We start from the raw sequence: 17,186 nt of genomic DNA, 5'->3' as shown, positions 1-17,186 counted from the left end.
ACCCTTTTGCCAGAGCCCGTCCGAGATTTTCGATCCCACGTCATCACAGATCAAATCAGATCAGTAACAACGCCAAAACACCGACTCCGCCCACCAGGAATACCGATACGCAAAGCAAAAGACTCCTCGTCGGAAGAAGCCGACGCGCCGGCAGGAACGTCAAACCACAGACAACCACTTCTCTCAGCACAGCCAACGACGATGCGAGAATCAGCGACTGGGTGGCTCCAAGAGCAACCACGATAGACAGACATACGCCAAGAGTTTTTGCCGGCAAAGCCACTTGGGCTCGGCCCGCAGTGACGAGGACCACTGTCATACTCCAGGTCAGATACGCCGGTATGGCGCCAAGAGCAAGAATCGGAACGATTTCAAGCGCAGAATCCCATTCCGTGTCGAGAATCCTCTTCACGACACACTCAGCAAAGACAACCGAGACCAAAGACGCGACCGCTACAACCCAAAGACCACGGGAGACCATCCTGTCCGTAGTCGCGCGCACTTCGCTCGACTTGGCAAGCGCGGAGCGAAGAATATTCGCCGAAGACATAGCGGCAGCATCACCAGCGCTGCGGGAGACCGAAGTCCCGAGCGAGTATGCGCCGAGTACGGCCGGCCCAGCAAAAAAGGCCATTAAGAATCTATCGGACTGAAATTGCCCCCAACTGAGTACGGAATACAGCGACATATGCCAAAATTCACGGCGCGGCGCTGTGATTCCCCGAACTTCTTGCCCAGGACTGCGCTCTTCGACCTTTGTCCCTCCAGCGTTTGCCACCCCGTTGGAAGCTGGATAGGCGGCTGCCGCCGAAACTCCAACCGCCGCGAGTGGCCGCTGCTCGGCTGAAGCCTTGTCACCCGCCAAGTAGCGCACTCTTAACAGGCATGCCACAGCAAATATGGCCTCGGACAGCACCATTTGGATACATGGAGCGAGGAGCGACCGAGTTGACACCAAAATTGCCAAGGCCACCGCGAACGCAGACATCGTTGCGACTAACTGATACATGGCCAAACGTCGCCACTGATCAGCCAACTGCAGCGTCGCGAGAGCCACAACTCTAGCAGCCTGAAGAACCGGAATGAACGCGAGTAGAAATAGTGCAAATAGGCTGGTCGCCGGAACACGATCTCGAAAGACCAAAAACATGACGGCACCGACACCGACCATGGCCGCCCCACCGCAGATCGCCGCTACCAGCTGATAGCGTCTCAGGAACCTTCGCCCGGACGAGCCGCCTATCGCAAGTACTGCAACCTGACGAATCGCACCATCTCCTGCTGATTGCACCAGCAGCAAACAAACAACCGCTGTGCCATAGATGCCTACCAGCAATGGATCCGAATAGTAGGCCAATAACAACATCAGTGCCGCTGCCGAGCCTCGGGGAAACGCACGCTCCAAGAATGCCCATAGCTGTGCCGCCATATTAGAACCCGCGTCCTAGATCCAAATGCGGCAAGGGCATTCCCGTTGAGATATCAAGACTCACGTCAGACCAACTCAATCGCTTGTTCGATTGAATCGGCGAACTCGACATCTACTTTGTAGTCCGAGAACCAGGTCTTCGCATAGTTACTCAGCTTCTGGTTATTGTTGTCGACCGCCACCACACGACGTCCCATCTGAAGCGCGATCAACATGGCGTGCAGCCGATCGGTGACAACAGATTCACCTGCTGCAAGCATTCCGACGCCACGGCTCAGTCGCATTTCCGCAATAGAACGCCAACGGGCAGGTCCAGGATTGAGAATATCTCCAAACTTGCCCATATACCGATACTTCCAACGCACCCGTGAAGCGAACTCGAGCCCTCGGTCATCCTTGAGCCAATCCATGTACTCGATCCGCCGGACGCCATTGCTGGATTCTTGGTCACCGCGCGCAAGCACCACATACGGACGCGAGGGGGCGGGAGAATCAATATGGCCCAACATGTGCACCGAATCCGGCATCAGTGTCGGCACGAAGGATTCCCCAACGAGGCGATCAAGCGATGTCCGATCGCGAACCCCCATCCGAAGCCCATCTCGACTGAGAAACTCACCGACAAACTTCGACCTAGCACTTTCCGATGCCCAATACACCGACTGCGGACCCTGAATCAGGGTGACACCACTCGGCAGAAACCCTGCGATACCATTTCTGTGACTATCTATTCCCTCGAAGAATCCGGCGATGTTACCACCGCCGTTGATATAGACCGCTCGACTCTTCTTGACTCGAGGCGGATAAAGAGAGCCAATACACATAGTTGAGTTAAGAGATATTCCAGCCTGGGCAAAGTATGTCATTGCCCCAAGTGCGATTGCACTATCCCCAACATTCGGATAATCCGGGAAATCAACCATCGAGATTCCCGATGTCACATCGACATCTTGGAAAAGGGCATTGAATCCGCTTACGGAAGCTTGCCGCATGCCATCGATATAGTTCATTATTTCAGGCCTCTTCTGCAGGCGTTACGCCAGTTCGCTTCAAACTCTTTGCTGGGTTGCCGGCAACCACGTCTCCCGCTGGCACATCCCGCACAACTACGCTTCCAGCGCCAATTACAGCGCGGGGACCAATAACGATGGATCCAACCACCACGCAATTCGAGCCAATATCCACGAAGCTCTCGATTCGCGGCGGGTCACCAACAGCTTTCGCCCCAATCGTCGTACATTGACGGAGCGTGACGTTTTCACCTATATGCGCTCTATTGTTAACAACGAGGCCGATGCCATGCTTGATTGCCAGGCCTCCGCCAACGCGGGTCGAGGTCGGGATGTCAAATCCAATCACGTTCAGAGAAAGCACACGGTAAGCCACAACAACCGGAACACTTGCTGCCCTAAAGAATAGGGTGTTTTTGGTCCGCATCAACTGAGCTAGCCGTAGAAGAACCAGAGCAACCTGTATCTGGAAACTTCCACGATTCCGCTTCCAATCAACAAATAGTCTAGTCAAGAGATGCCTCCAACCGATCTAGTCGATCGCCCTATGCGAGAGTTCACTTTCTGACACTCGCTTCCGCGATCTTCGATAGCACTAGTTTCCGAATGGTCAACCAGATATCGGCTATTGCCAAACGCGAGTCCAATTATTGCCGCTATCAGGTATATACCAGCTGTATATCCAAGCGTGTTCCCCGCAAATGCGTTTATGGCCATGAAAGCGATCAGCGTCAATGGTGCCGCCGCCAAAACCCCGCGCCCGACCGTGGCCAGGTGTATCGACCGCCGAATCAGAGCGATACATACAAATACGCCAACGATTACCCCGACTAATCCGTACTCAACTAAGATCTGTACATAGACATTGTGCGGCGGCCCGCCAAGGGGCGCGATAATCGAGTTGGTTGTTCCGGTTCCGAATCCAACCATCTTCGAAGACTTCCACTGCTCGTAGAGTAGCTGCCAGTTCTCTAGCCGCCATTGAAAGGAATCCGGACTACCGCTTGCGGCAGATGCACTCGTAAACTCGTCGAAACGCTTCGAAACGCCCAGAACCTGCACCACGGCGACGAACACCACAACCCCGAGGAGCGCAAATTGCACCTTGCGCGCTGCCGTAAGTGCACGAGACGTCAGCAGCAAGACAACTCCGCCGATTGCGGCTCCGACGAATGAAGTCAGGCTGGCAGTCAACCCGAGGAGAACCAGAGCCACGCCGGTCGAAGCCCAGGCCGATGATGTCCTGCTCGACAGCGCTACGCACAGCGCGATAAGAAAACTCGCTCCAAGATAGAACCCCGCGGAATTCGGATGACTAAACGTGAAGGTGAACCTGTCGTTTACCGCAAAATGCGGCAAACTTACTAGCGCCCCCACGACACCGATACCCAATACCGGCACCGACAGCCCCAAGGCATAGCGACCGCAATCTCGCACCGAACCGTCTGCCGAAGCGGCGTACGCAATGCTAACCACAGCAACTATCGACAAGAGCCGAACAGATTCCGATACCAGGGATTCCCTCAACCCAAATTCGACAACTGCCACAAGCTGCCACAGCACCAGGAAAAAGCTCGTGGCAGCAAGCCATCGCAGGATGCGGTTCAATTGCCCTGCAAAGATCAAGATCACGGCGTAGGCGATAATAACAAGGGGCAAAACCGTCGAAAGTGCCGAAAATAACCCGGGCCGGTTGCCCGACACCAAGCCGTAGTCACATAGCGCCCGGAGCACGACAACTGCGAACAACACGTACACCCCGGATCTCAACGGGATCGCTACCAATACCGCGAGTAGTCCCAAGGCGACCGCGATAGTCACCATCTGGCCACCACCCTCGCGAAGCGTGAGATAGTCAAAGCGTTACACCAACTTTCGTTCGGCGGACGTGCACAACCGCCGTATCTGACTGGCGCCACGTTTGGGTACAGCGTCAAGGTCACAACGAATCGCTTGTATTAGATCAGACGTCTCAGCCCGGACCTCCGGGGTTGCGTGCGACGGCGCACGCAGGCCGAGCAAGGTGCCAAGACTTCTGCCCAACAACTTGTTCGATAGCGCACTGTGTGCGGAGCGTAGCGAACCCTCGTCCGCGGTCTCCGCAATCCACGCTTCATCGTTGGTTACCTGGCCCGCGTGCCTCCGGTAGAGGAGAGAAGGTAGTGCTGTGCGGGCCAGTCTTCCTCCGTGTGCGGCTGCACGCAGCCAGAGGTCGTAATCTTCTGAGCGGACGCTGCGGTAACCACCGATGTCTTCGATCGCTGTTCTCCGCGCAAACATCGTCGAATGCGCTACTGGATTCGACAACAACAGGGCGAGTTTAAAGCTCTCTGGGTCCAAGCCTTCTGGCCGTTGCGGGCTAATTACGTACTTCCGACCAAAGCAAATGACGGGCGAGAAAACGAAGTCCACGTCCTTTCGCTGCGCAAATCCGAGCTGATGCCTGAATCGCCAGGGCAGAGTGACGTCGTCCGCGTCCATGCGAGCGACATATTCGCTGTCCGAATCGTTTAGGAGCTCATTGAGTACTGCAGCCAACCCGGTGGTCTCGGTCCGTTTATTCGAGACCTTCAACCTCGGATCAGATATTTCCGCCAACCGCTCTAGTGTTCTATCGGTGCTCAGGTCATTCTTGACGTGGAGTTCAGAATCGTTGGGCATCGCCAACAGCGTGCTTCGGACCGCAGCACTGATGTATCTCTCGGCATTCCGGACCGGCAGAATCACACTTAAACTGGGCATCAGCGCTCCGACTGCCCATTGCTCGTCGGACTGCCACCTCGGACATCGCCCTGACCCCCGACTGAAGCAGGGTGGGTCATTTGGTCGATCCACGCTGGCATGACACGCGGAGCGTCACCGACCCGGACGATGCGGGCCGGTGACCCAACGGCCATCGAGTTGGCCGGAACATCAATGTTGACGACGGAATTAGCTCCGATAACGGCGTTGTCCCCGATCTCGATGGCGCCGTATAACACAGCGCCTGGTCCTACATAAACCCCAGAACCAAGCCTCGGGGCACCATCCTGGGTCTCACCGATATTGACGCCACTGTGTATCCGGCAAAAATTCCCGCCCCTTACCTTGTCGTTCACCACAACGCTTCCGTAATGGGGAATCGAGAGTCCATCGCCAAATGTGAAGGGGGGAAGCGAGATCCCCAAGAACATTCCCACAGTCTTGAGATATGCGCGTCGCGCCTCCGCCAAATGACTCAGCTCTAGCGAGTACAGGAACTCAACGTCTCGCAAGACGCGTTGGTAGTACAGGCCGGGATGCCGAATCCGGTCACTGACACGACGTCGCGTTACTCCGTACGCGGCTTGGTCCAACTGTATCGAGCAAGAGCGCGTTTTGATTGCCGCCGATACAGCAGAGTTCCTTTTGATGACCATCTTATGAAGGCTCTCCCAAAGATTCAGTCAGCTCGCTGCTGACCCAGTTCACCTGTCGTCTGATGCCTTCTTCTATTGCAACCTTCGGAGTCCAACCCAATGACTTCAGGATGCCGGCATCTCCACCAGTTCGAAAGACATCACCGAGAACGGTGACAGTTCGATCGACCTCAACCGCCTTACCGACAGTTGCACCTATTAGATCGATCACTTCGTTTACGGTGACACTGGTTCCGCCAGCAACGTTCATTACTTGCCCCGGCGCTAATCCTTCTGTGAAGGCCGCTACCAGGTTTGCTTGGACTACGTCGTCGATAAAGGTGAAGTCACGAATCTGGTTGCCATCACCGAATACCTGCAGCCTTTCACCCTTCAATGCATCTGTAATGAACCGGGTGAAGGCCATATCAGGCCGCTGTTTGGGTCCGTAGACTGTGAAATACCGAAGCGATACCGTCGGCAACCCATGATTCTGAGCGTAAAGCGAACACAGGTGCTCAGCGGCAAGCTTGGTGACGCCGTATGGGCTCATTGGACGGGGTAGATCCGTTTCTGACGTCGGATACTGCTGAGCGTTTCCGTAGACAGAGGACGAAGAAGCGTATACAAACCTCTTAAGCGATCCCACCGCGACTGCGCTTTCAAGCAATCGCTGAGTAGCGGCTACGTTCGCGTCAAGGTAAGTGGAGAAGTCGCTACCCCAAGACTTCCTAACGCCCGGTTGACCAGCCTGGTGGAACACATATTCTACGCCCTGGGAAAGGATGGCCTCCAGGTCAATGGTGTTCAGGTCGCCTTCGATGAGTTCCAACCGGTTCACGAGTGGGGCAACGTTTCCCCGCTTCAATAGCGGGTCGTAGTAGTCGGTGAAGGCATCGACTCCCACAACCGTGTGTCCATCGTTCAACAACTTTTCCGCCAAGGTGGAACCGACGAAGCCGGCGACTCCCGTTACAAGACACTTCATATCAGCGCTGCTGCTCCATATCGAATTCGGAAGTATAACTGCCAGCAGAGCCCAAAGATCGCGATGCCGTGGCAGTGTGGTCATGTATACGCAGAACAACCTCCGGGGCGCCAAGGTGTCTAACCGACTCCGCGACCTTCACCCGATCGACGGTGCTCGCGCGTTGTATTGCGTCTGCCAGCGTATCGCTCGCCCGCGAATAGACCGTCGCGCCATTGACTCCGTCGACCACAAGGCCGCCGGTGTCTGCCCCCTCCGTCACCACCGCGGGAAGGCCAGAAGCCAACGCTTCGACCAGCACGCGGGGATAGCCTTCGTATCCAGGATGCGACGTCATGAGAAATACACCTGCACTTGCCATCTGGAGGCTGAGGTCTTTCTGGGAAACTCGGCCGCACAGGCGGATGCGACTCGACGACTCGGCTGACAAACCTTGGATTTGCGCTTCCAAGGCGTCCCACTGCGAGCCGAACCCATACAGATCGAGGGTCCAATCACTGGACGGGTCGCGGTCAATCAGCCTCGATACCGAATCAATTGCAAGTTCAGGATCTTTCGGGTGCTCCAGCCGACCTGCCCATATGATTCGGTTCGCCTTTTTCGGCTCACCGTCGAATATGTTGTCTGGATCGAACCACGTCGGAGAGAACAGCGTGCGCGCGTTCAGACCACTGACCTGCTTGGCATGCTCCTCGTTGAAAACAGTGACGCTGTCACTCCGTTTCATCACCAGCCGTTCAACTCGCTGATGCACGGTCGCCGCTCGTTTCCAGATTGAGTCTGAGTTCTCTCCAGTCAATCCCTTCTCCTGTGTGTGTACGAAGTACGCAAACGGAGCCAAACGTAGACCGAGCACCACTGCTGCCATGTCAGCGCGATGGGCCTGTACGAGACGCGCCTGGGGCAGTCGCTTCCGATAGCGAATTAATCCCGCGGCGAGACGAACCGAATGCGGCACTTTTCGACTCTGATCGGCCGGATCAAATCTCGCGACCGGAAGGAAGTGGACGCTTCGATCGCCAACCTGATGGGATTCCCAAATACCAAGCCGGCGCCCGGAATCAGATATTGCGTCAACGCCCACTATGGCCAGTGTTTCGCCAGGTGGGAGATACCGACACAGGCCGCGAATGCAAGTGTCGATACCACCGGGCGACGTTTGTGCGATATCAAACTGATGCACAATCAATCTGTCCACTGTGAACCCGAGACTTCGCCTGTTTTCAACCATGCTATCCGAATTCCGTCCATCCACGTCTGGGAGCATCTGACTGTTATTGATTTCGGTAGCCCGCGAGATCCTTCGAATGGGCCACACACTTGGCAAGCGATGTCGGTGAGCTGAAGACAGCGACCGAACCGCGAAAGGAACAAATCCCCAACCGCGAATCAAATACCTGCGCCAGAGCCTCTTGGGCTCGCTCACCAATCTGAAGATCCACTCGAGCCCCAACGTCTGCATGAGATCAGGCGCGCGTCTTATCTCACCTCCAGCGAAATCGACGGCCGCACCTGCGCCGACATACACCGACGACGGCAGCTGTTCAAGATGATCAAGCACCCAAGACTCTTGTTTCGGAAATCCAAGGCAGACAAAGGTGACATCAGAGTTGAGGTCGCACAGACGCGCAGTCACCTTCTCGATGTCACCCGGTGTCATGTCTTCGGTCCTCGGGATCGCGATGTGGTGAACGTCGGCGCCCGGGTAAAGTCTGTTGAGGTTCTCTGCTGCTCTGACGCCGACGCCGGGCGCACCACCGACTATCGAAATCCGCCATTTTCTGTTTGCGGATTCACGCGCACAATCATTGAGGAGGTCAGCACCCGTATTCCTGTTACATTCTCGAGCACCCAGCAGCTTCGCAAGAAATACCAGAGGCGCACCATCAATTGTTCGCAGGGTTGCTTCATTGAATGCCCGTCTTGCCTCCGGCTCTGACTCGAGCAGTACGACCTGATCCACATTCGGAGTCACAATAAGGTGTTTTTGTTCGGACGCGACAAGCTCCGCGAGTTTGTCCAGCAAAGCTGAACTATCGCCGACGAATAACCCACCTCCGCGAATTGATACCTCGCCAATCGCAGATACGGACATTCGGTGGGCGGTGCCTATCGCCCGGCGATCCACACGCGGCCCCCTATCGCCACCTGTATCGACGGCCTTCCCGACGGCCACCACGTCAGCGCCTACCTGTACCCAGGTAGTTCCAACCCTGCGAAGTCCACGCCTTGGGATCGAGGCAGTTTCTGCCGTCAACGATCTCAGGACGCCTGACTATCTTGATCAATTGCGCGGGATCGAGTTGTGTGAATTCCGTCCACTCCGTCAGCACGAGGACCGCATCGGCGCCCTCACATGCTTCCTTTGTGGAGACGCAGTAGTTCAGGGTTGGGAATACGGCGCGCGAGTTTTCCATGGCCTTCGGGTCGTAGACGTTGACCGTGGCTCCCTGAAGCTGGATTTGCCCGGCAACATTCAGCGCAGGTGAATCACGGACGTCGTCGGATTCCGGCTTGAATGCGGCTCCGAGAATCGCGACCCTTGACCCCAGAAATGATCCCTTGCAGGCCTTCCTGGCCTGCTCCACCATCCATGTACGACGTCGCATATTTATGTTGTCGACCTCGCGTAAAAACGTAAGCGCCTGATCTGCACCGAGTTCACCAGCACGAGCCATGAACGCACGAATATCCTTTGGCAAGCATCCTCCGCCGAATCCGATGCCAGCGTTCAGAAATTTTCTGCCAATCCGATCATCGTGACCGATGGCATCAGCAAGTTCAGTGACATCGCCACCAGTGGCCTCGCAAAGCTCAGCGATTGCGTTGATGAACGAGATTTTCGTCGCCAGAAACGCATTCGCGGAAGCTTTGACCAACTCTGCAGTAGCCAGGTTGGTTGTAACGAAGGGTGTACCCGCCGCTACGGCATCTGCATAGATCTCGCGTGCCAATTCTTCAGCCCGGCTGTCGCGAGTCTTGTCGACTCCTACCACCAACCGATCTGGTCGCAAGGTGTCCTCAACTGCATGGCCCTCGCGCAAAAATTCTGGATTCCATGCAACCTCGACATCGACATCCGCTGGCGCCAACTCACGCGCGCGACGACCGAGGCGTTCGGCTGTTCCCACCGGAACCGTGGATTTACCGAATATGACAGAAGGCCGAGTGATCAGTCTGGCGAGGCTTTCAATCACACTGTTCACATACGTGAGATCTGCTGAGTACTCACCACGCTTCTGAGGGGTTCCCACGGCAAGGAAATGCACATCAGCAAATTCTGCGGCCTCTTCATACGACGCAGAGAAATGCAAGCGACCCGCATCAATGTTTCGCTTGAGGACCTCTGCCAGTCCCGGTTCATAGAAAGGCACCTCGCCTGCCTGAAGTTTGGCGAGCTTGGACGGGTCAACGTCGACACCAAGAACCTCATGACCGAGTTCCGCCATACATGCGGCATGGGTTGCACCCAGATAGCCGGTTCCGAGAACGGTCATACGCATTGGAAATCTCCTACTTCGCTACTTGTTGAACGGTGTTATGCAGGACGAGCTGGCGATCGATCCAGGCCACCAGGTCGTTCAATGTCGCCTCGATGTCATCGGCAACTTTGTCGAAGAAATCAGGGGAGCGTCCGATCGGGTCATCGATGTCCAGTTCGGGATCAGACGGGTTGACCGATCTTGATGGGTCCGCGCGGTTCCTGAGGGGCGTACCGGAATGCGCTCCACCATTCGTGATCTCGCGAAGTGCGTAGACATTCCGCCATCGCACCGGCGCGAGTTGACGCGCTGCAATACGGTGATCCCGTGTTAGTCCAAGGACCAGATCTGCGGTGGAAACCAGCGTCGGTGTCAACATTCGGCTAGTGAATCCTGCGGAATCAACCCCCCGGCTTTGTAATACCCGCACGCTTTCGGGGTGCATCGGTTTGCCATTCAGTGCACGGGTGCCAGCGCTACTGACCAGCAAGTCCAAGCCCAGTTCAACACTTCTCTGCCGCAACATTCGCTCTGCGACGGGAGACCGACAGATGTTGCCGGTACAGACAAATAGGACCTTCATCTGCTCAGTACGCACCATCACTCCCGACGACGGCTTTCAAGGTCCGCCAGAGGATCATCGCGTCTTGCATGATCGACCAGTTCTCGACATACGAAAGGTCCAGCCGCACCGATTCATCCCAGCTGAGGTCGGATCGACCCGAGACTTGCCACAGTCCAGTGATGCCCGGCCGAACAAGCATGCGACGCGCAACAAGGCCACTGTATTGCTCCACCTCACTACGGAGCGGGGGCCGGGGGCCAACCAAACTCATCGATCCACCCAGAACATTGAGCAGCTGCGGCAACTCGTCAAAGCTGTAGCGGCGAAGGAACTTTCCAACTGGAGTTATCCGAGGATCGTCCTTCATCTTGAACAAGACGCCGGCACCTTCGTTCAACTTTGCGAGCGCGAGCTTTTGTTGATCGGCACCGTCTACCATCGTGCGGAACTTCCACATCTGGAACGGTGCATTGTTCAGCCCGATGCGCTCTGCGCGGTAGAAGATTGACCCTCGTGAACCGAGTTTCACCGCGACCGCACAGGCGATCATCACTGGCAACGCCAGCAGGAGGATCGTCGCTGCACCCAGACGGTCGAACGCCGCTTTGAAGAACTTGTTTGCACCTTCGTAGCGAGGTTTGTCGATGTGGAGCAATGGAAGCCCTGCAACTGGCCTGACCATCATGCGAGGACCCGCGACGTCCGCAACACCGGGCGCGACCAGCATGTCGACGTGCATCCCTTCCAGGTCCCACGAGAGCTCGCGCATCACTGAATGTCCCAGAGTCTCAGCACAGGTCACTGCCACCGCTGTCGCAGCGGATTTGGCGACTCCATCACGGGCGTCGCTGCAATCACCGAACACGGTCATCTCCCGGTCACCGATCGTCACCGTGTTCCGGTGCCGCGCCGGATGGCCGGGCGGTACGCAGAGGCCTACTACCTCGTACCCAAGACTGGGATTCTTGTCGAGATGGGTGATGAGCGGCCCGGCAGAGGTTGGGGATCCGACTACGAGCACACGATTCATGCTCAGCCGGTGACTCCGCCGTTGAGCAAGATTCCAGCGCCAAGTCCACCGCGAGACAAGTAGTGCCACCGTACCGACAGGCAGGGCTATCGCGACCATGCCTCGCGCAACATCCCATTTGAAGAGAAGGTCAATGATCGCCAGGAGTCCGAACACTGCGAGTGAAGCATGGACGATGCGGCTGTATTCCTCTGCGCCAGAGCCGACAACGCGCTTGTCGGTGCTCTGGACTACGCGAAGAGCAACCACCCATGCCAGGACAAACCCGGCCGAAACGAAGATCGCCGGAGTGCCGAAACGCCCGACCGGATCAACAACAGAAGGGAAACCGAAGCGAATTTGCTGGGCACCGAAGACCGCGACGATGATGATGAGGGCATCAACGGCCTGCACGCGGCGAACGTAGCTGTCGGCCCAAGTCTTCAACCTTGGACGTACCGCCGCCCGAGGCGCTTGCGCCACGACACTCGAGTCAACACTCAAGACTCTCGTGCTCCGAGTCATAATCTACCTTCCCGACGATCGTCGTTGCCCTCCCTCGGAGAACCCAGACACACAAACGCCCCAGGTAGTCGTCGGAAATTTCGATACATAAATAAATTGGCGTTAGGACCGTTCACGGCTTTGAATATCAACCAGTCGCGTTTCGGAATAGATGAAGAGTAACGCCTCGGCGAAATTTTCGCGAGCTAAGTTTGATGATTTACATACGAAACCCGCAGGTTACAACACTCAGTGAAAATGTCTTGTGACTAGGCTCACCACAGAGTGTCCAAACGTTCCCGATCACACGATCAGCGAACGACGCGTCACGACATCTGGCATTCAAACCCACTGCCAGAAGGCCTATTTCGCAGTTTGGCCGCTTCCGCCCGCAGCACAAGATGCGCGCGATCCGCTTGGTCGGGACCGCCCTGCACGCAATCCCACGCAGCCAACCGATGGCTTTCGACTCCGCCAAGTTGGGTCGTATTTGAGTAAAATGAAAACAACGAACAGCGGCACCATAATCTGGTTAACAATAGATTAACGGCGCAAGCACTATTCCGTTGACACACGACAAAAGTTCAACAGCCAGCAACCTCTGCCACAGGCCTTGAGCCACCCCACGCCCACTTTCCGACCCGCGAGTTGCGCTCACCAACGGTGACCACAGCGCGCCTCTCTGGACGCCGCGGCTGCAGCAATGATCGTTACGGTCATTTATATCCCAACCTAGGGGCTGGTGTCCATGTCTAGAAGATGCAGTTTCTTTCGCAGATGATCGCATACAGCAAAGACTGATCAATTTAACGCGAAACACCAGGAACGACACGGTTTCAACGATGCCAGGGCTCTCGGAGTGGCCCAGCACTCCCAGCGCATCGCGCATCGCGCATCGATGACCGGCTGCACGTCAGATGCCCCTGGACTTAGCACCAATCCGAGTCTCCCGAAGCTCGGTCAAGCTATTTGAGAACGAATTTCGCCGGCCATCATGTTGTAAATCAAATCCGCGATTTTGACCTTCCACACGATCGGGTGTTAGCTAGGCCACATAGATGCGCACGGTTAGTCGCGCCAATGTTGTTTCGACAGCGAGACTCAGAGCGCCGACGACATACTTGCCTCAGCTGTAGATGAGCTGGGACGCTTCCCATCCCGCCATCGCCTATCCGACAGGGTTCAGCGCAAAGGCGCCGAGGTTCGTGGCATCATGGCTGGCCACAGCACCCCCGCGGAGCAAACCACCTAACACCATGTCTTACGGTAGTCGCGACACCGTTCAGAACTCGTCCCCGGCGATGATTTTCTCCGAGCCTGTTGCCGTCCCGTAAAGCCGCCGTCACATCGATGTTGTTCAATTGACGCGGAGGGTCCAAGCCCACAGCTCGGTTCTGCTCTTCATGACTGCAAGGAAAATCGCACGTCTTTGCCAGATTTCTTGGTCACAGTCAGATCGGTAAGCAATCGAATGCATAAGGTGCTAGCAAGGTCAACTTGTCTATCATTCAGAAAGATGCCCACACATGGATCAGACTTTAGGTCGAACAGCGCCAATCGGACGTGATCACGCAATCGACGTTGTCCGCGGCATTTGTATCGTGAGCATGATCGCGTCGCATTTGGCCGCCGGATCCATCCTCGACAAGGTCAGTCACCCTAGTGTATGGGTCGATGGCGCTTCAGGGTTCGTACTGTTCTCCGGACTCCTCATCGGCATCGTTCAGCGATCAACGCGTGAGCGTCACGGCACCGCTGAAGGAGTTCGGAAGCTGGGCAAGCGAATCGGTGTCGTGTACCTCGGCCACTTATGGCTGTGCCTGCTTGCTTTTACTGTTGTCGCGATCGCACCCGAACGAGACGACCTCCTTCCATCGGTCGCGGATCAGGGTGGGTTCGCACAAGCGATTCTGCGGACTCTAACGCTCCAAATCAACCCCTACTTCACTTCGATTTTGTCGATGTATGTCGTACTGATGATCTGCACATTCGCAACACTCTGGCTGCTGGAAAAAGAGCTGCTCGGCATACTGATCGCCGGAATCATTGCGCTCGTTACTTTCGGAACCGCATTCCCCACCTGGGGGGTCTTACCCCGCGAACTGGGAGTGCCCGGACCGATCACACTGACCAATTGGTTCGCACTCATGACAATAGGAGTAATCGCCGGCTGGTATTGGACAACTTCCACACTTCGTACACTGATGGTCAACCGGGCGTTTACGGTCGGCGCCGCGCTGATTGCGTTGGCCGGAGTCCTCGGCGCGCGCGCTCTCAAGGTTGTGACACCAGAACACCTGGTTCCCGTACTCGACGGAACTTTCACGAAAGATGGAATGGGGCCCGGTCGTGTCACTGTGTTCGTACTTTGTGCTCTACCGCGCACTGACGTTGCTACTCGGTACGCCATTTTGGGCGAAGCTGCTCGCGCCCATCGACCTTGTAGGCAGACGCAGTCTAGATAGTTACTTGATCCTGAGCAGCCTTGTCCTTACGCTGCCTGCGATCTGGCAGTGGGAACACCCATCAGCCGTCGCGATGCTTCTTGCGGCCGCCGTCCTCGGCGTATGCATCTTGTGGGCCGCAGTTCGGCCGGAGAAGATGTTCCGACCGCCCGATTCGCGCGTCAAAACGATTGTCAAATCCTGACCATGAGGTGTCGATCGGCCTCTAAGCGGACCCATCAGGTACATCTAAAACTAGCGAGGAAAACTGAATGATGTTCAATGGCAGACGAATTGCCGCACTCTCCCTAGGAGCTGTGTTAGTGCTGGGGATCGTCACAGGCCTTGTCTACGACCACCATCGAACACCGAGCAGCAAAGCAAGTGGATCCAGGGAAGCGGCGCCAATCGCATCGTCCACTCCCAAGCCACTTGGTAACGAACCAAGTATCCTGTTTTACGGCGGCTCGATCACCTCGGGCTCACTGGCCGCAACATCGGCTGAGACCTACCGCGAGCTCGTTGTCTCGGCCGCTTCTATCGGTGGCCCAGCGAAGCCAACTGTTGTCGCCAAGAAAGGCGTTCAGACGTTTTCGTTCCTCGAAGCGCATCCTGCGCCGCCCGTCGACGCCGACCTCACCATTGTCGAACTCGGCACCAATGATGTCGGCAAGACCAAACCGCCTGTGTTCCGAGAGACCTACCGAACGCTACTGGATAGCATCCGCAGAACGAACCCGGACGGACTCCTCGTTTGCGTCGGCACCTGGACCAATTCGAAGAGTGCCCAGCCGTACGATGCCGCGATATACGACGAGTGCACCTCACACGACGGAAGACCTGTGCTGCTAACCCCAGTCTATGCACAAGTGAAGAATCGGGGCCCCGCGGGCGCTATTATTGCCGGTCAGGTTGCCGACAATTTCCTACCGAACACGGCGGGGCACAAAGCGATCGCGCAAATGGTGATCTCCGTCCTGCCGCTCGAAAAACCCGTCGAGGACTAGAGCAGACAGTCGGATGGCCCTCGGGGTCGACCAACCGATCATGGGTCACAACGTTCCATCTATGGCCCCCTCAGCCAATACTCACCGGAGGGCCGAAACAGGCAGACATTTCGCACGGGTCGCGACCGCCCGGTCCCGCCGCTTACTGCTTTGCGTGCGGTGCACGAGACCGTCCAATACGGGAAGATGCCCGAATGCCGACACCAATATGTTGCGGCACGTTGACGCGATGCGAGCACTTTCTGAAATCCTCGTCGTAGCAGCGCACGCGGGGCTTGGCAGTCATTCCTTACTACCAGCGGAAAATCAGGAAGCTCGCACCACGTCTTGTCTCCATCGTCGCGATCCCCACCCTTGTGTGCGTGATGTGCGGCTCAGACCGGAGCTTGCGGTTCAACGCTTACCGAACCAAGGAATGGCGAAATGGTCTGCAATCAGCCGATTCCAAGCGAGCGCGACAGCATCGGCCATGAGGCGTGGAAGTCGTCGTTCCAATAGCTCCAAGCATGAGTGCCCGTGAACCTGAAGTGAGTGGTCGGGCTCATGCCCAGTGACGCCAATCGAAATGCAAAGGCATGCGTGCACGCATTGGTGACAGCTTCGATCGATCCGCCCGCGACGATCTGATCAGCGAGCTTGGCGATATCGCCATCGATGTAGGAGTTGTTCAGCACATCGTATTGCCCGGGCAGCCCGGTTCCCGAGGACAAAAAGACTTCGGTCCCGCGGAGTCGCTCGGCGTGTACGAATGGATCGTGCGCGGCCCACGCCGGATCATCCGGCGGACCGTACATGTTTGCCGGATCACCCTTTCCGACGTGATTCATGGTGATGCGGATCAGTGCTTGACCCACGGGGTCGCTGACGTTGGCACACCCGCTGTACGCCGCAACGCCCTTGTACAGCCCGGGTTTCGCAATCGCGAGTTGCAGTGCCGATGTCGCCACTTGCGACATACCCACCACAGCGTTGCGCCCCGTCGTGTCCAGCAGCTCATCGATGACCGGCGGCAGCTCCTCGGTCATAAAGGTCTCCCACTTGGCCACGCCAAAGTCCGGATCGGGCTTCTGCCAATCCGTCCAGTACGCACTGACTCCGCCGGATGGCGCCACGATGTTGACATGATCGTCGTCGAGAAACTCGGCGATATCGGTTCCGCTGTAGCGCGCACCGCCGTCTAGCAGATACAAGACGGGAGCAGGGGTGGACATATCCGCGGGGCGTCGAATATGCACCGTCACGTCCCGGCCCATCGCCTCCGACCAAACCGGAACCTTGAACTCACGCGGTTGCGCGGCCGACCTGCTCAGCAGCGAGTTGTCCATGCGTGACAACTCCCGATCCCAATAGCCGATGTCACCGCTGTCGGCA

Annotated in this window: 13 protein-coding genes; 2 read left to right on the top strand and 11 right to left on the bottom strand. The window is 56.7% G+C overall.

All coding sequences use genetic code 11. From position 1 onward, the window contains the following. Positions 1-55 precede the first annotated feature (55 nt). The 10 genes from AC1TPF_RS07910 to AC1TPF_RS07865 form a co-directional block, all read right to left on the bottom strand. Positions 56-1,429, bottom strand: a complete 1,374-nt coding sequence (locus tag AC1TPF_RS07910) for a polysaccharide biosynthesis protein (protein WP_482143390.1) — start codon at positions 1,427-1,429, stop codon at positions 56-58. A gap of 65 nt (positions 1,430-1,494) precedes the next feature. Continuing rightward, the gene (locus AC1TPF_RS07905) at positions 1,495-2,439 is read right to left on the bottom strand and encodes a polysaccharide pyruvyl transferase family protein (RefSeq protein WP_482143389.1); all 945 of its coding nucleotides are present in this window, start codon (positions 2,437-2,439) and stop codon (positions 1,495-1,497) included. 510 nt (positions 2,440-2,949) lie between these two features. Continuing rightward, positions 2,950-4,263 carry an O-antigen ligase family protein gene (locus AC1TPF_RS07900; RefSeq protein WP_482143387.1) on the bottom strand — a complete coding sequence of 438 codons (1,314 nt, stop codon included), beginning with the start codon at positions 4,261-4,263 and terminating at the stop codon, positions 2,950-2,952. Between the two features lie 39 nt (positions 4,264-4,302). Next, positions 4,303-5,181: a glycosyltransferase family 2 protein gene (locus AC1TPF_RS07895; protein ID WP_482143385.1), complete on the bottom strand. Its 879-nt coding sequence runs from the start codon at positions 5,179-5,181 to the stop codon at positions 4,303-4,305. Continuing rightward, positions 5,181-5,612 (bottom strand): serine O-acetyltransferase, encoded by a 432-nt coding sequence (locus AC1TPF_RS07890; RefSeq protein WP_482143383.1) that lies wholly within the window; start codon positions 5,610-5,612, stop codon positions 5,181-5,183. Before AC1TPF_RS07890 ends, AC1TPF_RS07895 begins: the two co-directional genes overlap by 1 nt. Before the next feature lie 226 nt (positions 5,613-5,838). Then, complete coding sequence (locus AC1TPF_RS07885; protein WP_482143381.1) at positions 5,839-6,804, bottom strand: NAD-dependent epimerase/dehydratase family protein; 966 nt, start codon at positions 6,802-6,804, stop codon at positions 5,839-5,841. A 1-nt stretch (position 6,805) separates the two neighbouring features. Beyond that, positions 6,806-8,830, bottom strand: a complete 2,025-nt coding sequence (locus AC1TPF_RS07880) for a WecB/TagA/CpsF family glycosyltransferase (protein ID WP_482143379.1) — start codon at positions 8,828-8,830, stop codon at positions 6,806-6,808. A gap of 154 nt (positions 8,831-8,984) precedes the next feature. Beyond that, positions 8,985-10,307 (bottom strand): UDP-glucose dehydrogenase family protein, encoded by a 1,323-nt coding sequence (locus tag AC1TPF_RS07875; protein WP_482143377.1) that lies wholly within the window; start codon positions 10,305-10,307, stop codon positions 8,985-8,987. 10 nt (positions 10,308-10,317) lie between these two features. Continuing rightward, on the bottom strand, positions 10,318-10,869 hold the full coding sequence (locus AC1TPF_RS07870) for an arsenate reductase/protein-tyrosine-phosphatase family protein (RefSeq protein ID WP_482144057.1): 552 nt from the start codon (positions 10,867-10,869) through the stop codon (positions 10,318-10,320). A 4-nt stretch (positions 10,870-10,873) separates the two neighbouring features. Continuing rightward, positions 10,874-12,385 (bottom strand): sugar transferase, encoded by a 1,512-nt coding sequence (locus AC1TPF_RS07865; protein WP_482143376.1) that lies wholly within the window; start codon positions 12,383-12,385, stop codon positions 10,874-10,876. Between the two features lie 1,505 nt (positions 12,386-13,890). On the opposite strand from AC1TPF_RS07865, the gene opgC reads away from it, so the two are divergent. Both opgC and AC1TPF_RS07855 read left to right on the top strand, forming a co-directional pair. Continuing rightward, entirely contained in the window at positions 13,891-14,829 is a 939-nt protein-coding gene (gene opgC, locus AC1TPF_RS07860; protein ID WP_482143374.1) for an OpgC domain-containing protein, read from the top strand. 251 nt (positions 14,830-15,080) lie between these two features. Continuing rightward, positions 15,081-15,815, top strand: coding sequence for an SGNH/GDSL hydrolase family protein (locus AC1TPF_RS07855; protein WP_482143373.1), 735 nt, complete (start codon positions 15,081-15,083; stop codon positions 15,813-15,815). 434 nt (positions 15,816-16,249) lie between these two features. On the opposite strand, the gene AC1TPF_RS07850 is transcribed toward AC1TPF_RS07855, so the two are convergent. After that, positions 16,250-17,140, bottom strand: a complete 891-nt coding sequence (locus AC1TPF_RS07850; RefSeq protein ID WP_482143372.1) for an alpha/beta hydrolase — start codon at positions 17,138-17,140, stop codon at positions 16,250-16,252. Positions 17,141-17,186 lie beyond the last annotated feature (46 nt).

The organism is Williamsia sp. Y853, from assembly GCF_056786495.1.
The sequence above is the reverse complement of the archived record's forward strand: the minus strand, read 5'-3'. Positions and strand labels throughout refer to the sequence as shown.

What these genes read in the sequence shown, in the direction of transcription:
- AC1TPF_RS07910 (WP_482143390.1), bottom strand. Translation starts at nt 1,429, where the DNA reads ATGGCGGCACAGCTATGGGCATTCTTGGAGCGTGCGTTTCCCCGAGGC.
- AC1TPF_RS07905 (WP_482143389.1), bottom strand. Translation starts at nt 2,439, where the DNA reads ATGAACTATATCGATGGCATGCGGCAAGCTTCCGTAAGCGGATTCAAT.
- AC1TPF_RS07900 (WP_482143387.1), bottom strand. Translation starts at nt 4,263, where the DNA reads ATGGTGACTATCGCGGTCGCCTTGGGACTACTCGCGGTATTGGTAGCG.
- AC1TPF_RS07895 (WP_482143385.1), bottom strand. Translation starts at nt 5,181, where the DNA reads ATGCCCAGTTTAAGTGTGATTCTGCCGGTCCGGAATGCCGAGAGATAC.
- AC1TPF_RS07890 (WP_482143383.1), bottom strand. Translation starts at nt 5,612, where the DNA reads ATGTTCTTGGGGATCTCGCTTCCCCCCTTCACATTTGGCGATGGACTC.
- AC1TPF_RS07885 (WP_482143381.1), bottom strand. Translation starts at nt 6,804, where the DNA reads ATGAAGTGTCTTGTAACGGGAGTCGCCGGCTTCGTCGGTTCCACCTTG.
- AC1TPF_RS07875 (WP_482143377.1), bottom strand. Translation starts at nt 10,307, where the DNA reads ATGCGTATGACCGTTCTCGGAACCGGCTATCTGGGTGCAACCCATGCC.
- AC1TPF_RS07870 (WP_482144057.1), bottom strand. Translation starts at nt 10,869, where the DNA reads ATGAAGGTCCTATTTGTCTGTACCGGCAACATCTGTCGGTCTCCCGTC.
- AC1TPF_RS07865 (WP_482143376.1), bottom strand. Translation starts at nt 12,385, where the DNA reads ATGACTCGGAGCACGAGAGTCTTGAGTGTTGACTCGAGTGTCGTGGCG.
- opgC (WP_482143374.1), top strand. Translation starts at nt 13,891, where the DNA reads ATGGATCAGACTTTAGGTCGAACAGCGCCAATCGGACGTGATCACGCA.
- AC1TPF_RS07855 (WP_482143373.1), top strand. Translation starts at nt 15,081, where the DNA reads ATGATGTTCAATGGCAGACGAATTGCCGCACTCTCCCTAGGAGCTGTG.
- AC1TPF_RS07850 (WP_482143372.1), bottom strand. Translation starts at nt 17,140, where the DNA reads ATGGACAACTCGCTGCTGAGCAGGTCGGCCGCGCAACCGCGTGAGTTC.